The organism is Candidatus Palauibacter irciniicola (assembly GCF_965208695.1).
In the GTDB taxonomy this organism is placed as follows: Bacteria; Gemmatimonadota; Gemmatimonadetes; order Palauibacterales; family Palauibacteraceae; genus Palauibacter; species Palauibacter irciniicola.
Genome location: NZ_OZ242352.1, coordinates 1,492,919 through 1,516,654, shown reverse-complemented (window position 1 = coordinate 1,516,654; position 23,736 = coordinate 1,492,919). Strand labels below are relative to the sequence as shown.

General features: G+C 71.0%; 23 protein-coding genes and 1 tRNA gene. 19 read left to right on the top strand and 5 right to left on the bottom strand.

All coding sequences use genetic code 11. The features are described from left to right. The first annotated feature begins 116 nt into the window (after nt 1-116). On the top strand, nt 117-1,838 hold the full coding sequence (locus ACOGI9_RS06535) for an N-acyl-D-amino-acid deacylase family protein (protein WP_419859056.1): 1,722 nt from the start codon (nt 117-119) through the stop codon (nt 1,836-1,838). Further along, nucleotides 1,828-2,400 carry a TlpA family protein disulfide reductase gene (locus ACOGI9_RS06530; RefSeq protein WP_419859055.1) on the top strand — a complete coding sequence of 191 codons (573 nt, stop codon included), beginning with the start codon at nt 1,828-1,830 and terminating at the stop codon, nt 2,398-2,400. Before ACOGI9_RS06535 ends, ACOGI9_RS06530 begins: the two co-directional genes overlap by 11 nt. Here ACOGI9_RS06530 and ACOGI9_RS06525 read toward each other — a convergent pair. Beyond that, on the bottom strand, nt 2,397-4,151 hold the full coding sequence (locus ACOGI9_RS06525; protein ID WP_419859054.1) for an ABC transporter ATP-binding protein: 1,755 nt from the start codon (nt 4,149-4,151) through the stop codon (nt 2,397-2,399). The genes ACOGI9_RS06530 and ACOGI9_RS06525 overlap by 4 nt on opposite strands. A gap of 112 nt (nt 4,152-4,263) precedes the next feature. Between ACOGI9_RS06525 and ACOGI9_RS06520 the strand changes: the two genes are divergently transcribed. Beyond that, the gene (locus ACOGI9_RS06520; protein ID WP_419859053.1) at nt 4,264-5,385 is read left to right on the top strand and encodes a COX15/CtaA family protein; all 1,122 of its coding nucleotides are present in this window, start codon (nt 4,264-4,266) and stop codon (nt 5,383-5,385) included. Here the strand turns inward: ACOGI9_RS06520 and ACOGI9_RS06515 are convergent. Then, a complete protein-coding gene (locus ACOGI9_RS06515; RefSeq protein ID WP_419859052.1) occupies nt 5,382-6,671 on the bottom strand; it encodes a thiolase family protein in 1,290 nt (429 codons plus the stop codon). The genes ACOGI9_RS06520 and ACOGI9_RS06515 overlap by 4 nt on opposite strands. A 103-nt stretch (nt 6,672-6,774) precedes the next feature. On the opposite strand from ACOGI9_RS06515, the gene gltX reads away from it, so the two are divergent. Beyond that, on the top strand, nt 6,775-8,250 hold the full coding sequence (gene gltX, locus ACOGI9_RS06510; RefSeq protein WP_419859051.1) for a glutamate--tRNA ligase: 1,476 nt from the start codon (nt 6,775-6,777) through the stop codon (nt 8,248-8,250). Beyond that, nucleotides 8,247-8,714 (top strand): tRNA adenosine(34) deaminase TadA, encoded by a 468-nt coding sequence (gene tadA, locus ACOGI9_RS06505; protein ID WP_419859050.1) that lies wholly within the window; start codon nt 8,247-8,249, stop codon nt 8,712-8,714. Before gltX ends, tadA begins: the two co-directional genes overlap by 4 nt. Nucleotides 8,715-8,766: 52 nt before the next feature. Here tadA and ACOGI9_RS06500 read toward each other — a convergent pair whose 3' ends face one another. Beyond that, nucleotides 8,767-9,195 carry a MerC domain-containing protein gene (locus ACOGI9_RS06500; protein WP_419859049.1) on the bottom strand — a complete coding sequence of 143 codons (429 nt, stop codon included), beginning with the start codon at nt 9,193-9,195 and terminating at the stop codon, nt 8,767-8,769. Nucleotides 9,196-9,331: 136 nt separating this feature from the next. Then, the gene (locus ACOGI9_RS06495) at nt 9,332-11,293 is read right to left on the bottom strand and encodes a Na+/H+ antiporter NhaC family protein (RefSeq protein ID WP_419859048.1); all 1,962 of its coding nucleotides are present in this window, start codon (nt 11,291-11,293) and stop codon (nt 9,332-9,334) included. Nucleotides 11,294-11,427: 134 nt separating this feature from the next. Between ACOGI9_RS06495 and pyrR the strand changes: the two genes are divergently transcribed. From pyrR to ACOGI9_RS06480, 3 genes are read left to right on the top strand one after another with little or no spacing between them, the layout of a single operon-like run. Further along, nucleotides 11,428-11,979, top strand: a complete 552-nt coding sequence (gene pyrR, locus ACOGI9_RS06490) for a bifunctional pyr operon transcriptional regulator/uracil phosphoribosyltransferase PyrR (protein WP_419859249.1) — start codon at nt 11,428-11,430, stop codon at nt 11,977-11,979. Then, nucleotides 11,976-12,950, top strand: a complete 975-nt coding sequence (locus tag ACOGI9_RS06485) for an aspartate carbamoyltransferase catalytic subunit (RefSeq protein WP_419859047.1) — start codon at nt 11,976-11,978, stop codon at nt 12,948-12,950. The genes pyrR and ACOGI9_RS06485 overlap by 4 nt, the downstream gene beginning before the upstream one ends. A gap of 50 nt (nt 12,951-13,000) precedes the next feature. After that, nucleotides 13,001-14,251, top strand: a complete 1,251-nt coding sequence (locus ACOGI9_RS06480; RefSeq protein WP_419859248.1) for a dihydroorotase — start codon at nt 13,001-13,003, stop codon at nt 14,249-14,251. Between the two features lie 46 nt (nt 14,252-14,297). On the opposite strand, the gene rpsT is transcribed toward ACOGI9_RS06480, so the two are convergent. Beyond that, nucleotides 14,298-14,552, bottom strand: a complete 255-nt coding sequence (rpsT, locus tag ACOGI9_RS06475; RefSeq protein ID WP_419859046.1) for a 30S ribosomal protein S20 — start codon at nt 14,550-14,552, stop codon at nt 14,298-14,300. Nucleotides 14,553-14,739: 187 nt separating this feature from the next. Here rpsT and ACOGI9_RS06470 point away from each other — a divergent pair, with 187 nt between their 5' ends. From ACOGI9_RS06470 to ACOGI9_RS06420, 11 genes are all read left to right on the top strand, one after another. Continuing rightward, the gene (locus ACOGI9_RS06470; protein ID WP_419859045.1) at nt 14,740-15,516 is read left to right on the top strand and encodes a segregation and condensation protein A; all 777 of its coding nucleotides are present in this window, start codon (nt 14,740-14,742) and stop codon (nt 15,514-15,516) included. Then, nucleotides 15,513-16,094: an SMC-Scp complex subunit ScpB gene (scpB, locus tag ACOGI9_RS06465; RefSeq protein ID WP_419859044.1), complete on the top strand. Its 582-nt coding sequence runs from the start codon at nt 15,513-15,515 to the stop codon at nt 16,092-16,094. Before ACOGI9_RS06470 ends, scpB begins: the two co-directional genes overlap by 4 nt. 23 nt (nt 16,095-16,117) lie before the next feature. Then, nucleotides 16,118-16,858 carry a pseudouridine synthase gene (locus ACOGI9_RS06460; protein WP_419859043.1) on the top strand — a complete coding sequence of 247 codons (741 nt, stop codon included), beginning with the start codon at nt 16,118-16,120 and terminating at the stop codon, nt 16,856-16,858. Nucleotides 16,859-16,907: 49 nt separating this feature from the next. Beyond that, complete coding sequence (locus tag ACOGI9_RS06455; protein WP_419859042.1) at nt 16,908-17,930, top strand: AAA family ATPase; 1,023 nt, start codon at nt 16,908-16,910, stop codon at nt 17,928-17,930. Continuing rightward, on the top strand, nt 17,927-18,859 hold the full coding sequence (locus ACOGI9_RS06450) for a DUF58 domain-containing protein (RefSeq protein ID WP_419859041.1): 933 nt from the start codon (nt 17,927-17,929) through the stop codon (nt 18,857-18,859). Before ACOGI9_RS06455 ends, ACOGI9_RS06450 begins: the two co-directional genes overlap by 4 nt. Continuing rightward, nucleotides 18,856-19,818, top strand: a complete 963-nt coding sequence (locus ACOGI9_RS06445) for a hypothetical protein (protein WP_419859040.1) — start codon at nt 18,856-18,858, stop codon at nt 19,816-19,818. Before ACOGI9_RS06450 ends, ACOGI9_RS06445 begins: the two co-directional genes overlap by 4 nt. Continuing rightward, on the top strand, nt 19,815-20,807 hold the full coding sequence (locus tag ACOGI9_RS06440; protein ID WP_419859039.1) for a VWA domain-containing protein: 993 nt from the start codon (nt 19,815-19,817) through the stop codon (nt 20,805-20,807). The genes ACOGI9_RS06445 and ACOGI9_RS06440 overlap by 4 nt, the downstream gene beginning before the upstream one ends. A 2-nt stretch (nt 20,808-20,809) precedes the next feature. Beyond that, nucleotides 20,810-21,799 (top strand): vWA domain-containing protein, encoded by a 990-nt coding sequence (locus tag ACOGI9_RS06435; protein ID WP_419859038.1) that lies wholly within the window; start codon nt 20,810-20,812, stop codon nt 21,797-21,799. Beyond that, nucleotides 21,792-22,502, top strand: a complete 711-nt coding sequence (locus tag ACOGI9_RS06430) for a hypothetical protein (RefSeq protein WP_419859037.1) — start codon at nt 21,792-21,794, stop codon at nt 22,500-22,502. The genes ACOGI9_RS06435 and ACOGI9_RS06430 overlap by 8 nt, the downstream gene beginning before the upstream one ends. Then, nucleotides 22,499-23,560: a selenide, water dikinase SelD gene (gene selD / locus ACOGI9_RS06425; protein WP_419859036.1), complete on the top strand. Its 1,062-nt coding sequence runs from the start codon at nt 22,499-22,501 to the stop codon at nt 23,558-23,560. The genes ACOGI9_RS06430 and selD overlap by 4 nt, the downstream gene beginning before the upstream one ends. Nucleotides 23,561-23,646: 86 nt before the next feature. Continuing rightward, nucleotides 23,647-23,720, top strand: a tRNA-Ile gene (locus tag ACOGI9_RS06420). Nucleotides 23,721-23,736: the final 16 nt, after the last annotated feature.

The following is a 23,736-nucleotide window of genomic DNA, read 5'->3' as shown; positions in this document are numbered from 1 at the left end:
ATGTTACCCCGTCGCCCGCGCGGCGCCAAACCGCACCGTTGGACCCGCGCGGGACCTTGCGTAGCTTGCAGTCCACGTGCGGCCACGACCTTCGATCTCTCACAGGGGAAGCGATCATGAACCGCAGAATCCTTCGCGCGCTCCTTCTCGCCGCCATCCTCGGGTTCCCGCACGTCGCGACCGCGGCCGCTCAGGAACCGGCCTTCGACATCCTGCTGCGCGGCGGCCGCGTCCTGGACGGAACGGGGAATCCATGGTTCCGCGCCGACGTGGGAATCCGCGGCGGTCGCATCGCCCGGGTCGGGGACCTGTCCGAGGCCGCCGCCGACCGCGTGATCGAACTCGATGGCCGGTACGTCGTCCCCGGATTCATCGACATTCATTCGCACGCGGACCAGGGACTCGACGCGGAGGGAGATGCCGGGAGCGAGGGCGCGCGCCGCCGGGCCGCTCCCAACCTCGTGAGCCAGGGCATCACCACCGTCGTCATCAACCAGGACGGCGGCGGGTCGTGGCCGATCGCGGACCAGCGCGGCCGCCTCGAGTCCCGCGGGCACGGGCCCAACGCGGCGCTCATGGTCGGGCACAACACGATCCGGCGCATGGCCCTCGGCGACGACTTCATGCGCCCGTCGACCCCGGCCGAGGTCCAGCGCATGACGGAGATGGTGGAGCAGGGTATGGCGGAGGGCGCCTACGGCCTCAGCGCCGGACTCGAATATGTGCCGGGGATCTGGAGCGAGACCTCCGAACTCTTCCCGCTCGTCGAGGCCGCGGGACGGAGCGGCGGCATCTACATCGTGCACGAACGCAGCTCCGGCATGACGCCGATGTGGTTCTGGCCGAGCCAGGACGACCCCGGTCCTCCAACCATGATCCAGACCATCCTCGAGGACATCGAAGTCGCGGAGCGCACGGGGGTGACGACCGTCGCGACCCACATCAAGGCCCGGGGCGCGGACTTCTGGGGCGCCGGGCGCGCTCTCGTGGACCTCATAGAACGGGCCCGCGCGCGCGGTGTCCCGATCTTCGCCGACCAGTATCCCTACAACACGACGGGGAGCGACGGAAACACCGTGCTCCTCCCCCGCTGGATCTTCCCCGGCGGCGGACCGGGCGGGCGTCCGGGCGGCCAGGAGGCGGTCGACTACGGCGCGGTGCTGAGGTATGCGCTCTCCGATCCCGAACGCGGTGAACGGGTGCGCCTCGATATCGCGCACGAGATCAGCCGCCGCGGCGGGCCCGAGAACCTCGTCATCATGGACCATCCCGACGAGGCTCTGGTGGGCAGGACGGTCGCGGAGCTGGCGGCCGAATGGGACGCGTTCCCCGTCGACGTGGCGATCCGGCTGCAACTGGAGGGCGACCGTGCGAGACCCGGCGGCGCGCGCGTGCGCGGGTTCTCCCTCTCGGAGATCGATGTCGAGGAGTTCTCGGCCCATCCGTGGCTTGTGACGGCCTCCGACGCCGGCATCGCCCTCCCGGGCGACGGCCCGGTGCACGCCCGCTTCTACGGCACCTTCCCCCGGAAGATCAGGCGCTACGCGATGGATCTCGGCATCCTGTCCGCGGAGAGCGCGGTGCGCTCGATGACGAGTCTCCCGGCGCAGGTCATGGGGCTCCGGGACCGGGGTCTCATCCGGGAGGGACTGGTGGCGGACATCGCGGTGCTGGACATGGACGAACTTCAGGACAACGCGACCTTCTTCGAACCGCACCAATACCCATCGGGTGTGGACTACGTGCTGGTGGGCGGCACCTTCGTGGTCGACGACGGCGAGCTGACCTGGGCACTGCCCGGCGCCGTCCTCACGCCGGAGGCGGACGATGAGAGCTGACCGGATGGCGGGTGCGTGGAGTGTCGCCGCCCTCGTGGGGCTGATCGGGCTCGGGTGCGCCCCGGGCGACGGAGCGTCCGAAGCGGGCGGGGAGGCGGCGGTCCGCGATCTGGCCGCGAGCGGCGCCCCGGATGGGGTGCCCTCGGGGGCGAAGGCCGCGCCCGACGACGTGTTTCGCGCCCTGGACGGCGGAGAAGCGGGCTTCGACGACCTGCTCGGCAACGTCGTCGTCGCGAACCTGTGGGGCACTTGGTGCCTTCCGTGCCGCGACGAATTGCCGGAACTCGTGGAGTTGGCGCGGATCTACTCCGACCGGCCCGTCGTCGTCCTGGGACTCGCCGTCGATTCCGGCGATGTCGATGAGATTCGCGACTTCCTCGAGGAGTTCGGCGTCGAGTACCCCAACTGGATGATCGGGATGGATGACGCCGTCGCCACCTTCGGAGCCGTAGGGTTCCCGACCACCGTGATGGTGGACCCGGAGGGCTGGATCCGAAAGGAACTCCTCGGTCCCCAGACCGCCGCATCCCTGACGGCGGAGATCGAGGCCCTTCTCCCCTAGCCCAGTTGCTGGCCCTGGTAGAGGCGGGCGTAGAGTTCGCAGCGGTCGATGAGGGCGTCGTGCGGGCCGCTGTCCACGAGCCGTCCCCGATCCAGGACGAAGAGCCGGTGGGCGCGCCGTACCGTGCGCAGGCGGTGGGCGATGATGACGGTCGTCCGCCCGGCGGAGGCGAGCTGCAGCGCCTCCTCGACCAGCGCCTCGCTCTCGGCGTCCAGTCCGCTCGTCGCCTCGTCCAGGATGAGGATCTCGGGTTCCTTGAGGAGGACGCGGGCGATCGCGATCCGCTGACGCTGCCCGCCGGAGAGCCGGACCCCGCGCTCGCCGACCCGCGTGTCGTAGCCGTCCGGAAGCCGCTCGATGAACTCGCGCGCGTGCGCCGCCTCCGCCGCCGCCTCGATCGCCCATTGGTCCGCGTCCGGCCGCCCGTAGACGATGTTCTCCCCGATCGTGCCGGCGAAGAGCGGGTGGTCCTGCGGGACGATGCCGATCCGCGATCTCAGGTCCGCGACGCCGCAGGCCCGTACGTCGGTCCCGCGCACGCGCACGCTCCCCTCGGTCGGATCCCAGAAGCGCGGGATGAGTGACGCGAAGGTCGTCTTCCCGGCGCCGCTCGGCCCCACGAGGGCGACGACTTCGCCCGGGGCGATCGTCGCCTCGATCCCCTCCAGGGCCCACGGTTCGTCCTCGCCGTAGCGGAACGAGACGCCCGTGAAGGCGATCTCCGGCGGTCCCGCTCCCGCGAGCGATTCCGGGGTTTCCGGATCCGTGATCTCGCTGTCGCGGTCGAGGAGGTCGAAGACCCGGCGCGCGGCACCCTGCGCCTCCTGGTAGCTGCCCCACAGGGAGGCGAGCGCCATGATCGCCGCCGCGACGGAAAAGGCGTAGAGGAGGAACGACACCAGTTGGCCGGCCGTGATCTGGGCCGCGAGCACGAGTCGCCCGCCCTGCCACAGGACGGCCACGATGCCGCCGAAGGCGACCACCGTGAGCACGCCGAAGAGGACTGCCCGCACCACGGCCCGCGACAGCGCCGCCTCGAGCGCCGCGGCGATGCCGGCGCGGTAGCGGGCCGCCTCCCACTCCTCCCGGACGAACCCCTGCACGACTTCGATCTGGCCGAAGGCCTCGTCCGCAACCGCGTGCGCGGCCGCGAGGCGGTCCTGCACCTCGGTGCTCCGCCGCCGCAGGAGCCGGCCGAGGGCGAAGCCCGCGAGGACGACTACGGGGGCGACGGTCAGCGTCGTCAGCATCAGCTGCCAGTGAAGCAGCGTGAGCAGGATCACGGCGCCGATGAGGAAGAGCACCTGCCGCACGAGTTCGGCGATCTGGTGCCCCATGATCTGCTGGAGCGTCGAGCAGTCGGAGGCCAGCCTCGAGGTGAGTTCGCCGCTGGTTCGGCCCGCATGGAAGCCGGGGGAGAGCCCGACCAGCCTGGAGAAGAGTTCGTCCCTCAGCTGCGTCACGACCCGCTCGCCCGTCGCCCCGAGCCAGTAGGTCTCCCCGAAGTTGAACACGCCCTGGAGCACGAAGAGTCCCAGAAGTCCGAGGGCGATCGCGCCCAGCAGGGCGGGGTCCCCCTCTCCGAAGGCCGCGTCCATCAGGTAGCGGACGATGAGGGGGAAGGCGAGCCCGATCGCGGTGCTCAGGAGGAGGCAGATCCCGGCCCCGACGAGCGCCGGGCGGTGGGCCCGCAGTCTCGGGGCGAGCCGCTGGAGGGCGAACATCGAAATGCGTGCTCCGGAGTCCGACATCGCGCTTGGCCTCTCCACCGTCCCCGTCTATCTTCCGCGCCCCGGCGACTCCGGGAGGGACCGAAGTTCGCACGGGTCACGAAACCGGCGCAAACGCACCCCGGACCCCGTCATGCCATCGCCTCCCCTCCAGAGCGGATCGCGGCGCCACACGCGGATCATCGCGGCCTGGCTCCTCCTCGGCTGCGCGCTCGTCGCGGCGACGCTCGTCGTCGGCGGCGTGACCCGCCTGACGGGATCGGGCCTTTCGATGGTCGACTGGGAGCCGGTGAGTGGCGTCGTTCCTCCGATGAGCGCCGAGGGCTGGGAGCGCGAGTTCGCCGCCTATCGCGACTCGCCGGAGTACCGGCTCGTGAATCGGGGGATGTCGCTGGCCGAGTTCAAGCGCATCTTCTGGTTCGAGTACGCCCACCGGCTCCTGGGGCGCGTGATCGGCCTCGTCTTCATCATCCCCTTCGCGGTCTTCCTCGTGCGGCGGATGATTCCCCGTTCCCTCATCCCCCGCCTCCTGCTCCTCTTCGCGCTGGGCGGCGCACAGGGGCTGCTCGGCTGGTGGATGGTGCGGAGCGGACTCGTCGACATCCCCCGCGTGAGCCCTTACCGGCTGACCGCGCACCTCGCCCTCGCCGTGCTCGTCTACGCCCTCACGCTCTGGACCGCGCTCTCGCTGCTGCGCCCCGGGGCGGGGAAAGGCGACCCGGAGGCCGCGCGGGGCGCCGGCCTCCGACGCGGGTCCGCCATCGTGCTCGGCCTCGCCGCGCTCACCCTGCTCTCGGGCGGCTTCGTGGCGGGCCTGGACGCGGGGCTCATCTACAACACGTTCCCGAGGATGGGGGACGGCTGGATCCCCCCGGACCTCTTCGGGGCGACCCCCTGGTGGCTGAGCCCCTTCGAGGACCGGACGACGGCGCAGTTCAACCACCGCATCCTCGCCGTGCTCCTGCTCGCGGGCGTCACGACGCTCTGGTGGGCCTGCGCGCGGCGCGCCCGGGGGGCGGCGAGGCCGTGGGCGCACGCGGGCTTCGCGGCGGCATGGGTTCAGGCCGCGCTGGGGGTCGCGACCCTGCTGCTTTTCGTCCCCATCTCCCTGGCCGCGCTCCACCAGGCGAACGCGCTCGTCCTCTTCACCGCGCTGCTGGGCCTGACCTTCGAACTGGGGCGCGCCGAGGTCTCCGGTGCGCGGACGTTGCCGGGTGGCGGGACGGAGGTCGGCCCGACGGCCTCGGGCGGCTAAACGGCCTCGAGGAGCGCCACGTGGCCGAGGCCGCCCGCGGCGCACACGCTGACGATCGCGCGCGTGCCCGCGGGGTGTGCCGCGAGTTCAAGCACGGTCTGGGAGAGGATGCGCGCTCCGGTGGCGCCGAAGGGGTGCCCGAGCGCGACGCTGCCGCCGTTGGGGTTGATCCGGTCGCGCGGGAAGGAGCCGAGACCCTCCTTCACGGAGGAGCGCGCCGCGAGCCACTCCGGGTCCTCGAGGGCCGCGATCGTGCACAGGACCTGGGCCGCGAACGCCTCGTGGAACTCCCACAGCCCGATGTCCTCCAGCGTGAGTCCGCGGCGGTGGAGCAGTTCGGCGATCGCGAGGGCCGGGGCGATGAGGAGCCCCTCCCGGTCCGGATCGATCGCGGCCTGCCGCCAGTCGAGGAGGCGTGCGCGCGGGAGGGAGTCGGGCAGCAGGGAGAGCCCGGCCTCGGACGCGACCCAGCACGCGGCGGCCCCGTCCGTGAGCGGGGTCGAGTTGCCCGCCGTGAGCGTCCCGTCGGAGCGGGAGAAGGCGGTACGGAGGCCGGCGAGCTTCTCCAGCGACGTGCCGGCGCGCGGAAGGGTGTCGCGGTCGACGGGGAAGGTGCCGGGCGTGACGAGCAGCGGCCGGAAGAACGCCCCCTCGTCCCGGGTGGCTCCCTCGTGACTCGCGAGCGCGAAGCGGTCCTGAGCCTCGCGCGAGATCTCCCATTCACGGGCCATCTCCTCGGCGTGCCGTCCCATCGTCTTCCCCGTCGTGCGCTCCTTCACCGCCGGGGCCGAGATCCGGAGGTCACGGGGGCGAATCCCCGCCAGCGTCCGCACCATGCGCGGCGGGCTGCCCGCGCTCCCTGCGCGCCGAATCGTGCGGCTGAGTCCCGGCGACAGTCCGATCTGCGTGTGGCTCATCGACTCCACGCCGCCGCAGAGCACGAGGTCCGCCCGCCCCGCGGCCACCTGGCCCGCGCCGAGGGTCGCGGCGGCGATCGACGTGGCACACGCCTGGACGACGCCCTGGGCCGGGACGCCCGCATCGAGCCCCGCGTCGAACCAGACTTCCCGTCCCCAGTTGCTCACTGTGAGCGAGGGGATGACCGCGCCCCACAGGAAGAGGTCGATCCGGCCCGCCTCGTCCCGGCCCGGGCCCCCGTCTCCCGCCACCGTCTGCTGGATCACCGGGGCGGAGAGCGCGAGACCGTCGCAGCGCGAGAGTTCGCGGTCGATCTTCGCGAAGGGGCTGCGCAGGCCGGGGAGGACGAAAGCGGATCCAGGGGTCATGCGTGGCATCCTATCGGTCGTCCATCCAAGATGGAACGATCCACGAGCTTCGGCGCGCGGGCGCGCGGAGTTCGGCGGTTTCCCCGAGGAAGAGGAGCGCAGATTGGCGGTACGGGTGCGGTTCGCCCCCAGTCCCACCGGCTTCCTGCACGTGGGCGGCGCGCGCACGGCGCTGTTCAACTGGCTGTATGCTCGCCGCGCGGGAGGGGTGTTTCTCCTGCGCGTGGAGGACACGGACCGGGCGCGTTCCCGCCCCGAGCACACGCGAGCCATCCTGGAAGGACTCGCATGGCTGGGGCTGGACGTGGACGAAGGGCCGGTCTTCCAGGCCGACGGCGTCGAGCGCCACCGGCGCGATGCCCTGCACCTGCTCGACCAGGGCGCCGCCTACCGGTGCTTCTGCAGTGCCGGGGAACTCGCGGCGCGACGCGAAGAGGCGAAGCGGGCCGGGGCGGGATACGGGTACGATGGCCGCTGCGGCCGGCTGGACCCCGCGGTTTCGCGGGCGCGGGCCGACGCCGGGGAGCCGTTCGCGCTCCGCGTTCGGGTGCCGGAGGCGGCGATCGAGTGGGAGGACATGATCCACGGGCCGATGTCGTTCCCCGCCGGATCGATCGACGACTTCATCGTCCTTCGCTCCGACGGGACGCCCGTCTACAATCTCGCCGTCGTCTCCGATGATGCGGAGGCCGGGATTACACACGTGATCCGCGGGGACGACCACCTCTCGAACACGCCGAAGCAGATCCTCCTCTACCGGGCCCTTGGCCGGCCGCTCCCCGCCTTCGGGCACGTGCCGCTGATCCTCGGACCGGACGGCAAGCGACTCTCGAAGCGCCACGGCGCGCTCTCGGTCCTCGCCTATCGCGACGACGGTTACCTGCCCGCGGGGATGGTGAACTTCCTCGCGCTCCTCGGCTGGTCTCCGGGGGACGACCGGGAAGTGTTCGATGTCGGAGGCCTGATCGGGGCGTTTTCCATCGGCCGGGTGCTGAAGAAGAGCGCGGTGTTCGACCTGGAGAAGCTCGGCTGGCTGAACGGGCGCCACATCGCCGACGCTCCGGCGGCCGACCTGGCGGCGGCGGTCGTCGAGATTCTCGGCCGGTGGGCGCGCGAGGAGGGGCGGGATCCGGCCGGGAGTCACCCGGGACTCCAGACCTCGCCGGAGCGTCTGGCGCGCATCATCGATCTCGTGAAAGGGCGTCCCCGGACGCTCCCCGCGCTCGCGCGGCAGGTTGCTCCCTTCTTCGCGGTGAGCGTCCGCTACGACGAAGATGCGGTGAAGCGTTTCTGGAAGCGGCCGGAAGAGACGGCGTTCCACCTGCGGCGCCTGGCGGAGCGTCTCGCCGGCGAGGCGGTCTTCCGCGACGTGGAGACGCTGGAGTCCGAGGTGCGGGGTCTCGCGGCGGAACTCGAGGTCGGCGCGGGGCGGATCATCAACCCCCTCCGCGTCGCCCTCATGGGCCAGGGCGTGAGCCCGGGGATCTTCGAGGTGCTCGAGGCGATGGGGCGGGAGCGGGTCCTGGCCCGGCTCGGCGCGGCGGTTCGTTTCCTGGAAGCCCGGGTGGCCACCGCATGAACGGGACGTGGCCGGCCGAGCATGAGGCGCCGATGCGGCGGGCGCTCGAACTCGCGGCCCTCGGAGGCGAGCGCGGAGAGGTTCCCGTCGCCGCCCTCGTCACGAACCCGGCGGGCGGGATCGTCGCGGAAGCGCACAACCGCACGCGCGCCGATGCCGACCCTACGGCCCACGCGGAAGTTCTGGCGCTGCGCGCCGCCGCGGCCCGCCTGGGGGACTGGCGCCTCGAGGGCCACACGCTGTACGCGACGCTCGAACCGTGCGCGATGTGCGCCGGCGCCGCCGTCCTCGCGCGCGTCAGCACGGTGGTGTTCGGGGCCGCGGACCCGAAGGCCGGAATGTGCGGGTCGCTCGAGAACCTGGTTTGCGACCCGCGGCTGAACCACAGGGTGGAACTCGTGTCCGGCGTGCTCGCCGACGAATCCGCGCGTCTCCTGCGGGACTTCTTCCGACAGCGGCGCTAGCCGGGATGCGGCGCCAGCGCCGGCACACGGCGCTAGTGGGGGACGCGGCGGTTCAGCCTCGCGGAGCCGGGGGCTCCTCGTCGTCGCACACCGCGCACGCGCCGGCCTGGCAGACGCGGGCGCCCTGCAGAAGAGCGCCCGCGAGGCCCAGGCTGCCGGCGGTCGACGTCGCAGTCTCGGGCAGCGGCTCGAGCCAACCGGCGAGGGAGGCGGCCCAGAACACGGCCCCGCCCGCAAAGGCGAGGATCACAACCGCGTTCCTGCGGGCCGGACCCAGGGCGAGCATGACCGCGCCGAGGACGACGGTCCCGGCCCAGACCGCGCGCTCGACCCCCTCGGAGAGCGCGAGCGCGGGCGCCACCGCGACGAGGACCGGCGTCAGGGCGCAGTGCACGCCGCACCAGGCCGCGGCGCACGCCGCCAGGCGCGATCCGGAAACCAGGTACGTGCTCGACGGAACGGTTGCGAGAAGGCTTTTCATGGTGATCGCGTCGACGCCGGAAGCGAAGAGGGCAGAGCGTGAGAACCGAAGGCATGATGATAATCGATTCTCACTTCCGTGTCACGAAAGTTGCCCGTGGCCCGGGAGACGACCCATGTCGCGAGCAAAGCTGCGGTCAGGCTCCCGCGGGAACGGGCCTCCCCACGAAGCGCAGCACGACGATGACCACGCCGATGCCGAGAAGGTGGGCGATCCAGGGCGACAGCCCGTACGACGTCCCCACGTGGCCGAACAGCATCGCGGCCACCGCCACGACCAGGGCGTACGGGAGCTGCGTCCGCACATGGTCCATGTGGTCGCACGCCGACGCCATCGAACTGAGCACCGTCGTGTCGGAGATGGGCGAGCAGTGGTCCCCGAAGACGGAACCGGCGAGGACCGAGCTGATCGAGCTCACGAGCAGCTCGCCGCCGCCGGCCTCGAAGCCGGTTGCACCGCCGAGGGCGACGCTGAGCGGGACCACGAGCGGGAGCAGGATGGTCATCGTGGCCCATGACGTTCCCGTGCAGAAGCTGACGACCGCGGCCGTCACGAAGGTGAGGACGGGGACGAGTTCCGGCGCGAGGCTGCCCCCGAGGATCTGGGTCAGGTACTGCGCCGTCGCGAGCTGACTCGTCACCTCGCCGAGCGACCAGGCCAGGGTGAGGATCACGAACCCCATCGTCATCGCCCGGATGCCGGTGAGCCAACCGTCGAGCGCCTGGCTCAGCGACAGGATGCGCTGCGTCGTGGCCAGCCCGATCGCGACCAGGCAGCCCGCGAGCGAACCCCACAGGATTGCCTTGAACGGATCCGCCGCGCCGAACGTGTCCCAGAGCGAGGCCGGCCCCACGGCGCCGCGGCCGTCGAAGTACAGCCCCAGCAGGACCGTCGCGACCACCGTCAGCACGGGGATCGCCGCGTTGTACCAGCGCAGGGGCACGCCCTCCGCCGCGTCGAGCCCCGTTTCCTCCGAGTTCACCATGAGCTGGGAGCCCGGCCGGAAGACGCCGCCACCGGTGCGCGCCCGCATCTCCGCGCCGTGCATGGGGCCGAAGTCCCGCTGCGAGACGGTGACCGCGGCCACCATGAACAGGGCGAGGATGGGATAGAAGAGGTACGGAATGCTGCTCAGGAACACGGTGAAGGGACTGGCGGAGGCGAGCGCCCCGGCCAGCGCGGGGTCCGAGGTCTGCTCGGCGGCGATGCGAAGTCCGTCGCGGATCAGCGAGATCTCGAAGCCGACCCAGGTCGACACGAAGGCGATCGTGGCGACGGGGGCGGCCGTCGAATCCACGAGGTAGGCCAGCTTCTCGCGCGACACCTTCAGCTTGTCCGTGACGGGGCGGAAGGTGTTTCCGACGATGAGGGTGTTCGCGTAGTCGTCGAAGAAGATGCCGACGCCCGCGAAGAAGGTGGCGAGCTGCGCACGGCGCGGCGTGGTGGCCAGCGGCCGCAGGGCTTCGACGATCCCGCGCGTGCCCCCGGAGCGCGACATCACCCCCACCATGCCGCTCAACAGCGCGGAGAACATGAGGATCGACGCGTTGTCGGTGTCGGCGAGCGAGGGCACGATGAACGTGTCCACGGTTCGCCCGAGCCCCGCCAGCGGGTCGAGGCCGGCGATGAAGAATCCGCCGAGCCAGATGCCGAAGAAGAGCGACACGACGACGTGACGGAAGATGAGCGCGAGAGCAATGGCGATGAGCGGCGGCAGCAGGCTGATCCAGCCCGGGAACCGCGGCGGGTTCACACTCGCGCTTGCCGATCCCTGGTCCGAGTCCATCTCCACGGACAGCGGGAGGTCCCCCGCCGCGGCCCGCAGCCCGCCGACGGAGGTCTCCGAGCGGAGGGGCAGGGCACCGGCGGCGAGTTCGCGTCCCGCGGCGGATACCACGCGATAGCGGGCGTTCTCCCCGTCCTCCGTATGAAGCGTGAGGGAGAAGGGAATGTCGGTGAGGACGACGGCGGGCCCCTCCACGTCGAGCGAGGGGCCGTCCTGAGCGAAGGCGGTGTCGGGAAGGGACGCGGGCAGGACGAACGCCGGCAGCAGAAGCCACCGTCCGGCGCGCCGGGTGACGTCGGATCGCATGCGCATGCCCGAACCTACCGGGGCCGTCTCGCGAGGGTCAACGCGGGTCGCTATACTCCCGCCCGACCGGGGCCGCCCAGGCAGCCACGGGCTGCTGACGCCGAGCCGCCCGCCACGGATCGAGCGGAGCCGAGACGACACTGACGCACAACGTCCTCGACGAGGCCGCTGCACGAGGGCTCCTTGCCGAGCTTTCCGCGCAGCTTGACCGGGCGATCGAGCCCGACGCCCGCCTCATCCTCATCGGCATCCACCGGCGCGGCGATTCGATCGCGGCGGAGATCGGCCGTCACCTCGAACCGACGCGCGGCCCCATCCCCATCGGTTCGCTCGACATCACGCTCTATCGAGATGATTTCGGGCAGGTCGGCGCACTCCCCACGGTCGGGACGACCCGCGTCCCGGAGTCCATCGAAGGCGCGCATATCGTCATCGTGGACGACGTGCTCCACACGGGACGAACGATCCGGGCCGCGCTTCAGGAACTGTCGGATTTCGGGCGCGCCCGCCGGATCCAGCTCTGCGTCCTCGTGGATCGCGGCGGACGCCAGCTCCCGATCCAGCCCGACTACGTGGGCCGCGTGATCGAAGTCGGACCCAACCAGGACGTGGCGGTGCGCGTCGCGGACACCGATGGCGGCTGGGGCGTCGACATCGTCGCCCTCCGCGCCGCTCCCGAGGCGGGCGCATGACGGCGCAGGGCCGCGAACTCGGGCTCGGGAAGGACCTCATCGGACTGGAGTCCCTCACGGGCGCGCAGATCGAGGCGATTCTCGATACCGCGGAGCCCTTCAAGGAGATCAGCGAGCGCAAGATCAAGAAGGTGCCCGTCCTCCGCGGACAGACCATCGTCAACCTCTTTCTCGAACCGTCCACCCGGACGCGCATCAGTTTCGAGTTCGCGGAGAAGCGGCTCTCGGCCGATACGGTGAACATCTCCTCCGCGGGCTCCTCCGTGCAGAAGGGCGAGACGCTCGTCGACACGGCGCGCAACCTCGAGGCGATGAGGATTCACATGGTCGTCGTGCGCCACGGATCGTCGGGAGCGGCGAAGTTCCTCGCGGACCGGATTCCCTCCAACGTCATCAACGCCGGCGACGGTCAGCACGAGCATCCCACGCAGGCGCTCCTCGACCTGTTGACGATCCGCGACCGGTTCGGGGCCATCGCGGGCCGGCGCGTCTGCATCGTCGGCGACATCCTCCACTCGCGCGTCGCGCGTTCGAACATCTGGGGCCTTCTGAAGTGCGGGGCGGAGGTGGCGGTGTGCGGGCCGCGCACCCTGATCCCGGCCGGAATCGAGGAGCTGGGCGTGCAACGGCTGGGTTCGATCGAGGAGGCGATCGAGTGGTGCGACGTGCTCTACGTGCTGCGGCTTCAGCTGGAGCGGATGGAGGGCGGCTACGTCCCCTCGCTGCGCGAGTACAACCGCGTGTTCGGCGTCAGTTCCGAGCGCCTCGGCCGCGCCGGCGACGAGATGATCGTCCTCCACCCCGGGCCCATGAACAGGGGCGTGGAGATCGATTCCGACGTGGCGGACGGGCCGCGCTCGGTGATCCTGCCGCAGGTGACGAACGGGGTCGCCGTGCGGATGGCCGTCCTCTACCTGCTCGCGGGCGGACGTCCGGAGCTGGCCGAAGACGCCAAGGTGGGGGGACCGTGAGCGGGTCGCTCCTTCTCGCCGGAGGCCGGGTGATCGACCCCTCCGCGGGGATGGACGAGGTGCGGGACGTTCTCGTGCGGGATGGGCGGATCGAGGCCGTCGCGCGGGGCGTAGCGGGACCGGAGGGCATCCCCCGCATCGAGGCGCGGGGGCTCGTCGTCGCACCGGGGCTGATCGACGTGCACGTCCACCTGAGGGAGCCGGGAGCCGAGCACAAGGAGACGATCCGCACGGGCGCCCGGTCGGCCGCGGCCGGCGGCTTCACGACGATCTGGGCGATGCCGAACACGGATCCGCCGCTCGACGACCCCGCCGCGGTCGGCTTCGTGCGGGAAGAGGCGCGGCGCTGGGCCCGGAAGGGCGAGGGCGGCGCGCGCGTGAGTCCCGTGGCGGCCGCCTCGCTCGGCCTTGCCGGCAGGCAGATGACCGAGATCGGCGGCCTGGTCGAGGCGGGCGCGGTCGCGGTCACGGACGACGGACACCCGATCCACGATCCGGCGCTCATGCGGCGCCTGCTCGAGTACACGCAGTCCTTCGGGATCCCCGTCCTTCAGCATGCGGAGGACATGGCGCTCTCCGCAGGAGGGGTCATGAACGAAGGCGCCGTGGCGACCGCGCTCGGCCTGCGCGGGATCCCGAACGCCTCGGAGGCCACGGTCGTGGCGCGGGACATCTATCTCGCCGAACTCACGGGCGGGCACGTGCACGTCCAGCACGTCTCAACCCGCGAGGCGGTCGAGCTCATTCGCCTCGCGCGCGAGCGCGGAGTGCGGGTGAGCGGCGAGGCTTCGCCCCACCACATGGCGCTGACGGAGGAGGCCGTGCGCGGCTACCGCACCGAAGCCAAGATGAACCCGCCGCTCCGGTCCGAGGCGGATCGCCTCGCGGTGCGGCAGGGACTCATCGACGGCGTGCTGGAGTGCGTGGCGACGGACCACGCGCCGCACCACTACGAGGAGAAGGAACGCGAGTTCGACGATGCGCCCTTCGGCATCGTCGGTCTCGAAACCGCGCTCGCCGTGTGCATCGGCGAACTCGTGACGCCCGGGGACCTCCCGCTCTTCGACCTCATCGAGCGGATGTCGACGGCGCCGGCCCGGCTGATGGGGATCGAGGGCGGCACGCTGAGCCCCGGCAGTCGCGCGGATCTCGTCCTCTTCGATCCGGAGGAGGCGTGGACGGTCGACCCCGCGAACTTCCGCTCGAAGAGCCGGAACACGCCGTTCGGCGGGTGGGAAGTGACCGGACGCGTGAAGCGCACGATCGTCGGTGGAGAGACCCGCTATGAGGAGGGCGGCTGACGCCCGATAACGTGGGCCCGGCCGGTCACGCGGGCCCTTTCGCCGGTTAGCTCAGGCTGTTGACGTGCCGCGCCGCCCGCGCCTTCTGACGAGCCGCGGCGTTCCCCTTGATGACGTTTCGCCGGGTCGCCCGGTCGAGAACGCGGTACAGTTCGGACAGCGCCGGCGTCGCCTCCTCCGTCGATTCCGTCGCGAGGAGCTGCTTGGTCCGGGTCCGGATCTCGGACCGCACCCGGCGGTTCCGGAGCCTTCTCGCGCGAGACTGGCGCAGCCGCTTCTTCTGACTCTCGTTATTCGGCATTCGATTCCTTCTTTTTCGCTTCAAACGTGCGGTGGTTGCGGCGGGCCGCGGGCCGACCCTCCCATCCGTCCGAAAATCAGCGAAAGAACATACCAGACTTGGCGGATACCTCCAACCCGGCGCTAGATTGCGCGCCTACCGGTCGGCGATCTCCCTTTCCGCCGGCCCGAGCGTGCGGGGAGGTCTCTTGACGGCGGTTCCCAACCGACTTCCAAGTCAGCGGACGGCGCAACCGTTCGTCGTGGAGCTCGACCGGTTTCAGGGGCCCCTGGATCTTCTCCTGCACCTCATTCGGTCGCAGGACATCGACATCTTCGATATCCCGATCTCCACCATCACCCGGCAGTTCCAGGAAGCCCTCACCGACGGCATCGACCGCCTGGAGCTCGATCGCGCCGGCGAGTTCCTGGAGCTGGCCGCGACGCTGGTGCACATCAAGGCGCAGCTCCTGCTGCCGGGGCGTCGCGATGCGGAGTGGGAAGACGATCCGCGGGCAGAACTCGTACGGCGCCTTCTGGAGTACGAGCTGTTCCAGGAGATCGCGCGGACGCTGGGCGCCGCCGAACTGGAACGGCGGCGGCACATGTCGAAGGGGTTTCTCCCACCGCAACCTCCGCGCGAGGCCGACGGCCAGGAACTCTCGACGACACTCGACGATTTCCTCGCGGTCCTCGGCGATATCCGGGGCCCGGATCCCGTCACGACGCACGTCGCCCCCATCCGCATCGTCCCGGTCGAGGACAAGATCGTCATCATCCGGCGGTTGCTCGGTGAGCAGCGGCGGGTGCCGTTCAACCGGCTGTTCGATTCGTGGCAGGAGCGGCCGCACGTTGTCGCGGCGCTGCTCGCGTGCCTGGAACTCGCCAGACAGCAGCTCGTGAGGCTGGAACAGGTGAAACGGTTCGGTGCGATCTGGCTGTTCGGACGCCGCTCGCGGGGCGACGGAGAAGAGGGGGCCGCGTGAGCCCGGAGCAGATCGTGGAAGCCGCGCTGTTCGCGAGCCAGACGCCGCTCACCGCCCGCGAACTGGCCCGGGCCGACGACGCGCTCGACGTGCGGCGCGTCCGCGAAGCGCTCGCCGCGCTGCGCGAGCACTACGACACGGACGGACGGGCGTTCCAGGTCTACCAGCTCGGGGATGGGTTCCAGATCCTCACGCGTCCGGAATTCGTGCCGTACCTCGAGCGGTTCGACTCGGTGCCGCGACCGCCGACGCTCTCCCGGGCCGCACTCGAGACGCTGGCGATCATCGCGTACCGGCAGCCGATCGGGCGGATCGAGGTCGAAGAGATCCGGGGCGTGGCGTCCACTTCGGTGCTGCGAACGCTCCAGGATTGGGAACTGATCGAGATCGTGGGGCGGGGAGAGGGACTCGGACGGCCGCTCCTCTACGGGACGACGCCGCGTTTTCTGGATCACTTCGCCCTGCAGTCGCTGGACGATCTCCCCGCGCCGGAGGACCTGTCCGTCGCGCTCGTGCGCGCCGAGCCGGAGGCGCCCGCCGACGAGGCGGCGCCGCGGGAAGAGCCCGCCGCGGGCTGACCGCTACGCCAGGCGGACGGCTCATGCGACTGCAGAAGTACCTTGCCGGGGCGGGCGTCGCTTCCCGGCGCGCGAGCGAAGAACTCATCGTCAGCGGCCGCGTGCGCGTGAACGGCGAAGTCGCGACGAAGCTCGGCACCACGGTGGATCCGAACGCCGACCGGGTCGAGGTGGACCGCCGCCGCATCCGGCTGAAGCCCGTCCTCTGGCTGGCGCTCAACAAGCCGCCGGGGTACGCGTGCACCCGGCGCGACCCCGGCCGGCGACCGATCATCTACGACCTGCTCCCCTCCGATACCCGCCACCTGCCTCACGTGGGCCGGCTCGACTTCATGAGCGAGGGCCTCCTTCTCCTGTCGAATGAGGGGGACGTCGTGCACCGGCTCCTCCACCCCCGGACCGGCATCGAGCGGGTGTACCATGCGAGGCTCCGCGGGCCCGTGATGGCGGAGCTTCCGGATCGGTTGCGGGCCGGCGTGGCGCTCGAGGACGGACCCGCGCGAGCCCGCCGGGCGGGCTGGATCACCCCTCCGCATACGTCGTCCCCCACCGTCGAAATCGTCCTGACCGAGGGAAGAAACCGCGAAATCCGGCGCATGCTCGCCTCACTCGGCGTCACGCTGCGGAGGCTTCGCAGGACCTCGTTCGGACCGATTCGGCTGGGCGCGCTCGCAGCGGGGAAGACCCGCAAGTTGTCTCCGAAAGAACGGGCGGCGCTCCGACGGGCGGCAGGTCCCGCTTGCTCCCGGGCGGTTACGGAGTGAACATCGGGCTGCTGGCAGACCGACCATCACCGCGACAGCGAGAGAACGCATGAACGGAGAAGCCGGGACGGCCCAACGGATCTCGGGGGAGGATCTCGAGACCCAGCAGGCCGCGATCCGGGAGGCGGGGACCTTCGTGGCCGAGGTCCGGAACGAACTCGCGAAACGGATCGTCGGACAGCATGCCCTCCTCGACCGCGTTCTGATGAGCCTCCTCACGGGTGGCCATATCCTGCTGGAAGGCGTGCCGGGACTCGCGAAGACGCTCACCGTCAGCACGCTTGCCGAGGCGATCCACACCACGTTCCGGCGCATCCAGTTCACGCCGGATCTTCTGCCCGCCGATGTCGTGGGAACGCTCGTCTGGGAGGAGAAGACGGGTACCTTCACCCCGAAGCGGGGGCCCATCTTCGCGAACATCGTCCTCGCCGATGAGATCAACCGCGCGCCCGCCAAGGTGCAGTCCGCCCTGCTGGAGGCGATGCAGGAACGCCAGGTGACGATCGGAGAGGAGACGCATCCGCTCCCCGTGCCGTTCCTCGTCATGGCCACGCAGAATCCCATCGAGCACGAGGGCACGTACCCGCTCCCCGAGGCGCAGGTGGACCGGTTCATGTTCAAGACCCGCGTCGGCTACCCCGCGCCCGAGGAGGAGAGGTCGATCATGCGGCTCATGGCGGGGGAGGATCCGCCCCCCATCGAGGCCGTCGTGGAGCCGGACCGCATCCTCGCCGCGCGCGCCATGCTTCCGGCGATCTACGTGGACCGGCGGCTCGAGGACTACATCCTCCAGCTCGTGCTCGCGACGCGTGAGCCCGCGGCCCACGGCCTGGCGCAGGTCGTGGACTGGATCGAGTTCGGGGCCTCGCCGCGCGCGACGATTTTCCTCGCGAGAGCGGCCCGCGCCCATGCCTTCATCGAGGGCCGGGCCTTCGTCGTTCCGGAGGATGTGAAGGCGATCGCCCGCGACGTCCTCCGGCATCGGCTCGTCCTGACCTTCCAGGCGCAGGCGGAACAGATCGATGCCGATCACATCCTCGACCATCTCCTGGAGACCGTGCCGGTGCCGTGAGGCTGCCCGACTTCCTGTGGCGCCCGCGACGGCCGGCGCCGACGGCCGACTCCGGCGCCGGGTCGAAAGAGGTTCGGCGGCTGGAGTTGAAGAGCCGGCGGTTCATGGACAACCCGGCTCTGGGGCCCTACCCGTCGCTCTTCCGCGGACACGGCATCGAGTTTTCCGAGGTCCGCGAATATCAGCCGGGCGACCCGTTCCAGGCGATCGACTGGAAGGTGACCGCCCGCATGCGGCGGCCGTACGTGAAGCGCTTCGTGGAGGAACGGGAGCTTGCCGTCCTCCTCGTCGTCGATGTCTCCGCCTCGAACGAGTTCGGCACGCGCCGATCCCTGAAGCGCGACCTCGTCGCGGAGGTGGCGAGCACCCTCGCGCTCGCGGCGATGCGCGCCGGAGATCCGGTGGGCATGCTCCTCTTCAGCGACCGGATCGAGCGCTACGTGCGGCCGGCGCGGGGCCGCAACCGCAACCTCCGCCTCCTGCATGAACTCGTGTCCGTCCGGCCGGAGGGGAAGGGGACGGATCTCGATCTCGCTCTCGCCACGGCGGCGCGCATGCTCACCGTCCGCTCCCTCGTGTTCGTGATCTCGGACTTCGTGGGCGCCCGGGACCTGGCCCGCCCGCTGTTGGGGCTCTCGGGCCGCCATGACGTGGTCGCGCTCGCGGTCGATGACCCCGCGGAAACGACGATCCCGGCATCGGGCTGGGTGGAGGTCGTGGACCCCGAAACAGGGGACCGGGCCGTGGTCGACCTCGGAGATGCGGCGGTTCGACAGCGGCTCGTGGAGCGCTCGGCCACGGGAGCGCGGGCACTGGAGCGGCTGTGCGCGCACTGCCACGTCGACCTCATGCGGCTCCGTACCGACATCCCGTACGAGACCCGGCTCGCCGGGTTCTTCGCCGCTCGCGGCCGGCGGAGGCTCCGGTGAGGCGGTCCCGATGGATGGTTCCGGCCGTCCTCGGCGTGGGGTTGGGGTTCGGCCCGGGTCTCGCGGCCCAGTCCGCGGTCGACCTCGAGGCGACGGTGGTGCCGGAGTCCGTGCGGGTCGGCGAGGAGTTCACGGTTCGCCTCGTCGTCGGGCAGGAGAGAGCGGGAGATGTCCGCTTTCCCGCGCTCATCGACGGGCCGGAGTCGATCGAGCAGACGGGACCGGCGCAGATCCGGTCCGTCGACGAGGGCCGACGCTGGGAAGCGGAATACACGATTCGCGCATGGCGGGCGGATACGCTCGTCATCCCGCCGGTGGAGGTGGAACTCGCGGCCGCGGGCGGCGTCGTCCGTCGACTGCAGCCGCCCGCGGTGCCGGTCATGAGCGTGCTGCCGGCGGCGGACGATCCGCTCGAGTTGAGGGATGCCCGGCCCCTCCTGAGCCTGCGGGCCCTCCCCTGGTGGCTGGTTCTGCTCGCCGCGGCGCTCGCCGGGCTCGCCTGGTGGACCTGGCGCCGCGGCCGCGTCGCCGCGGCCGCCGCCGAAGTCCCCCTCGGCCCCGGGGACCTCGCGCTTCGCGACCTCGCCCGCCTCCGTGAGGGATGGGTCCGGCAGCAGGTGAGCGGCGAGCGGTTCTACGATGGCTACGAGGAGACGCTTCGGCGCTACGCGCATGTAACGCGCGGGTGGGCGCCGTCGAGGGAACTTCTCGGGCTCGGCGACTCCGACACGGGGCTCGTCGCCGCCCTGCGCCACTCGATCCTGGCCCGTTTCGCGCGCCTGCGGACGGAATGGGAAGGTCCGCTCGGCGACGTGGACGTCGGCGAGGCGTTCGTGCGCGCCGACATGGAGGAGTCGCCTCCGGCCGATGAGTCCGGCGAGCCGGGCGTCGCGCCGGATGGGGCCGACAAGGACGGCGCCGGCGGGGCCGGGCCGCGGCGGAATGGAGGCGGCGCGTGAGCGAGTTCGCGCTTCCCGGGTGGCCGTTCCTCCTGCTGCTGGTCCTGCTGCCGCTCGGGTGGGCCCTGATGGGCTCGGGGAGGATCCGCCTCCCGTATCCGGATATCGCCCGTCTCGCCGGTTCCCGCGGCCGGGGTCGGAGGCGGTTCTGGTGGTGGCTTCCGGCCGCGCTTCGTTCCCTCGCCCTCGCGCTCGTCATCATCACCCTCGTCAACCCCGTGCGGGTATGGGAGCGCGTGGAATCGGAGCGCGAGGGCGTGGCGATCATGCTGGCGGTCGATATCTCGAGTTCGATGCTGGCGGAGGATTTTCGCCCCGATAACCGCATCGAGGTCGCGAAGCGGGAGGTCATCCGCTTCGTGGAGGGACGGGAGTCGGACTGGATCGGTCTCGTCGCCTTCGCGGGAGAGGCCCTCACGATGGTCCCCGGGACCCTGGACCACGCCGTGGTGGAGAGTGCCGTGGAGCGGCTCGAGGCCGGACAGCTCCGGGATGGGACCGCCATCGGTGTCGCGCTCGCCACGGCGGCGAACCGGCTCCGCGATCTGGAGCCCGAATCCCGCATCGTGGTCCTGCTCACCGACGGAGACAACAACAGCGGCGGCATCTCGCCGGAGGAGGCGACGGCCGCGGCCGCCTCGCTCGGCATCCGCGTCTACACCATCGGCGTTGGCCGCGACGGGGTCGCCCCCGTGCCCGTCGCCCGGACCGCCTTCGGATACCAGTACGCGAATATCCGCGTCCATGTGAACGACGAACTGCTCGACCGCATGGCGACTCAAACCGGGGGGCTCTATTTCCGCGCCACCGACCCCGAGGGACTCACGCGGATCTACGAGCGGATCAACGAACTCGAAACCACCCCGATCAAGGAAGTGCGGACGGAGGAGCGGGTCGGGATGCGGCGAGAGCTTCTCATCGCGGCGCTCGCCCTCGTGATGCTCGAACTCCTCGTGGCGGCGACGCGTTCCCGCCGGGTCTGGGTCTGACCGTGACTCCGCTCCCGATCGCCCTCCTGCTCGGCGCCGTGGCCGTCGGGCTCAGGCTGCTTGCGTCGCGACGGTCGGGGGCCGACCGCGAGAAGCTCGCCGAGGCCTCGCTGCTCGAGCGCTATGTGCGGCTGCCGGCGCATGCCCTCCCTCCCATTCGCCTGGCGCTGCTCGGCGCGGGCGTCGTCGCGATCGCGCTCGCCTCCGGTTCCGGCGGGACGGAGGCCCGGCGGCTCGATGAAGGAGGGGCGGAAACGATCCTCGTGCTGGACGCGTCGAACTCGATGCTGGCGGGCGACGTGGAGCCGAGCCGGCTGGAGGTGCAGCGCCGGTTGGCCGCTCGCCTCGCGACGCGCACGCAGGGCCGGATGGGCGTCGTCTATTTTGCGGGCCGCGCGTACGTACTCTCGCCGCTGACGACGGATATGAGCGCGATCGAGATGTTGGCGGAGGGCGTGCGGCCCGCCGCGGTCGGTCTGGGTGGATCGTCCCTCGCCTCCGGCCTCACCCAGGCGATCGACCTCCTCGCCGGTGGAGAGGAGGGCGCGCGCAAGTCGATCGTCGTCTTCTCCGATGGCGAGGAAACCGCCGGGGCGCCCCTGGGGGAGGCGATCGGAAGGGCCCGGGACGCGGGGATCGTCATCCATTCGGTGGGGATCGGAACCGAACTCGGAGGGCAGATTCCCCTGACGCGGGAGGCGTCGCTGGACCCGACGATGGCCGCGCGACGGCGAGGCGGAGCTTCGGTGCTTCAGGGACCGGACGGCAGCCCCGTCATCACGCGGCTGAACGCCGCGCAGATGAGGCAGATGTCTCTCGGCACCGGCGGGCTCTATGTTGATGGTTCGGGCGGTACCGACGCGATCGAGCGGGAACTGGCGCAGGGTGGCCGGGAACCCCTGACCTCGACCGACGACGTGGCCGTAGCGGCGTTGCTTCTGCTCGCTTTCGTCAGCCTCTGGGGAGAAGGGTTCCTGTTGCCACGTGGTTGAGTCGACGCGGAGGTGCGCGATCTTCGGGCTGGCGGCCGCGGCCGCCTCCCTTGCGGCGTTTACCGCGGGTGAACCGCAGGATGCGTCGGCGGGGGCCGCCGGACAGGCCGGGCCCGCCGACCCGCAGGCGTCGGAATCCGAGACCGTCGTGCGCTACCGGGAGCGAGCCGCTTCCTCCGACCGGCCGATCGACCACTACAACTACGGGACGGCGCTGCTTCACGACGGACAGGTGGGCGAGGCACAGGCGCCCCTCGAACTCTCCATCGGCAGCGATCGGGACGAAGTACGCGAGAGCGCCTTCTACAACCTCGGACTCAGCACGGCTCTCGACGGCCGTTTCGCCCAGAGCGACCCGTCCGCGCGTCGAGCCGCCCTCCAGGCGGCGCGCGAAGCCTTCCGCGAAGTCCTCCGCCGCCGCGTGGACGATGAGGACGCGCGCTGGAACCTCGAACTCGTCGAACGCTGGCTCGAGGAGGAAGGGGAGAGCGGCGGCGATGAGCAGCAGGGTGGACAGGGACAGTCGCCACAGGGGGCGGGCGCCGGCGCCGCGGCGGCCGCGGGGTCGGGCGAGATGGAGATGCTGTCGCCCGAGCAGGCGGCGGCGCTTCTCGAACAGGCGGGTGACGCGGAAGCCGCGATCCGCGACCGCGTAATGGGCCGCAACCGTTTCCAGGATCCCGTCGTGGAGCGGAACTGGTGAACTCGCCTTCGGCCGAAGCGGCCCGCCTGACCCAGTACTCGCACGGAGCCGGCTGAGCGTGCAAGCTCGGCCCGGAGGATCTGGGCCGCATCCTGCAGTACGTTCCGCACGTTCCGGACGACCGGCTCCTCGTGGGACTCGAGGGCCCGGACGACGCCGCCGTGTATCTGCTCGACGATGGGGAAGCCATCGTCGCGAGCCTCGACTTCTTCACTCCGCTCGTCGACGATCCGACGGACTTCGGCGCCATCGCGGCCGCGAACGCGCTCGGAGATCTGTACGCGATGCGGGCCCGCCCCCTCTTCGCGCTCAACATCCTGGCGGTTCCCGCCGGGACCCTCTCCGATGAGACGGTCGGCGCGATCCTCCGCGGCGCGGGAGAGGTGTGCCGCGACGCCGGCATCGCCGTGGCCGGGGGACATTCGATCGACGACGCGGAGCCGAAGTTCGGACTGGTGGCCATCGGACTCGGCGATCCCGACCGCCTGTGGAGAAAGGGCGGAGCGCGACCGGGGGACGCGCTCGTGCTGGGCAAGGCGCTCGGAACGGGTGTCGTCACGACCGGGCTCAAGCGCGGGGTGACGGACCCGGACGACCTTCGCGTCGCCGTCGATTCCATGCGGCAGCTCAACCGCGAGGCGGCGGCCATCCTTTCCGGCTTCGACGTTCATGCCGCCACCGACGTCACCGGCTTCGGGCTCGTGGGGCATCTGCTCGAGATGTGCCGCGCCTCGGACGCGAGCGCCCGGATCCGGGCTTCGGCGCCGAAGCTTCTCCCCGGAGCGCTGCGCCTCGCCGGCGAGGGATGCGTGCCGGGCGGCACGACCCGGAACCGGGACGGCTACGCATCGCGGGTGCGGTGGGATGACGCCATCCCCGAAGACCTTCGGGCCCTGTTGCTCGACCCGCAGACCTCCGGCGGACTGCTGGCGGCCGTCCCGGCGGACGAGGCCTCGTCCGCGTCGTCCGCGCTCGCCGCGGCGGGCTATGCGGCCGCCGTCATCGGAGAGGTCATCGAGCGGGACGGTCCGGCGGTCCGGGTCGAGGTGGCGCCGTGATCGCGCCGCGGAAGCGCGGCCGTCCCGCGGCGGCCTCCCGGCCGTTGGTGCGGAGCGTCGCGCCGCGTACGTTTCACGCTCCGTCCGGGCCCGTAGCTCAGCCGGTTAGAGCAGGGGACTCATAATCCCAAGGTCGCAGGTTCGAATCCTGCCGGGCCCATCTTCAGTCTCCCCCC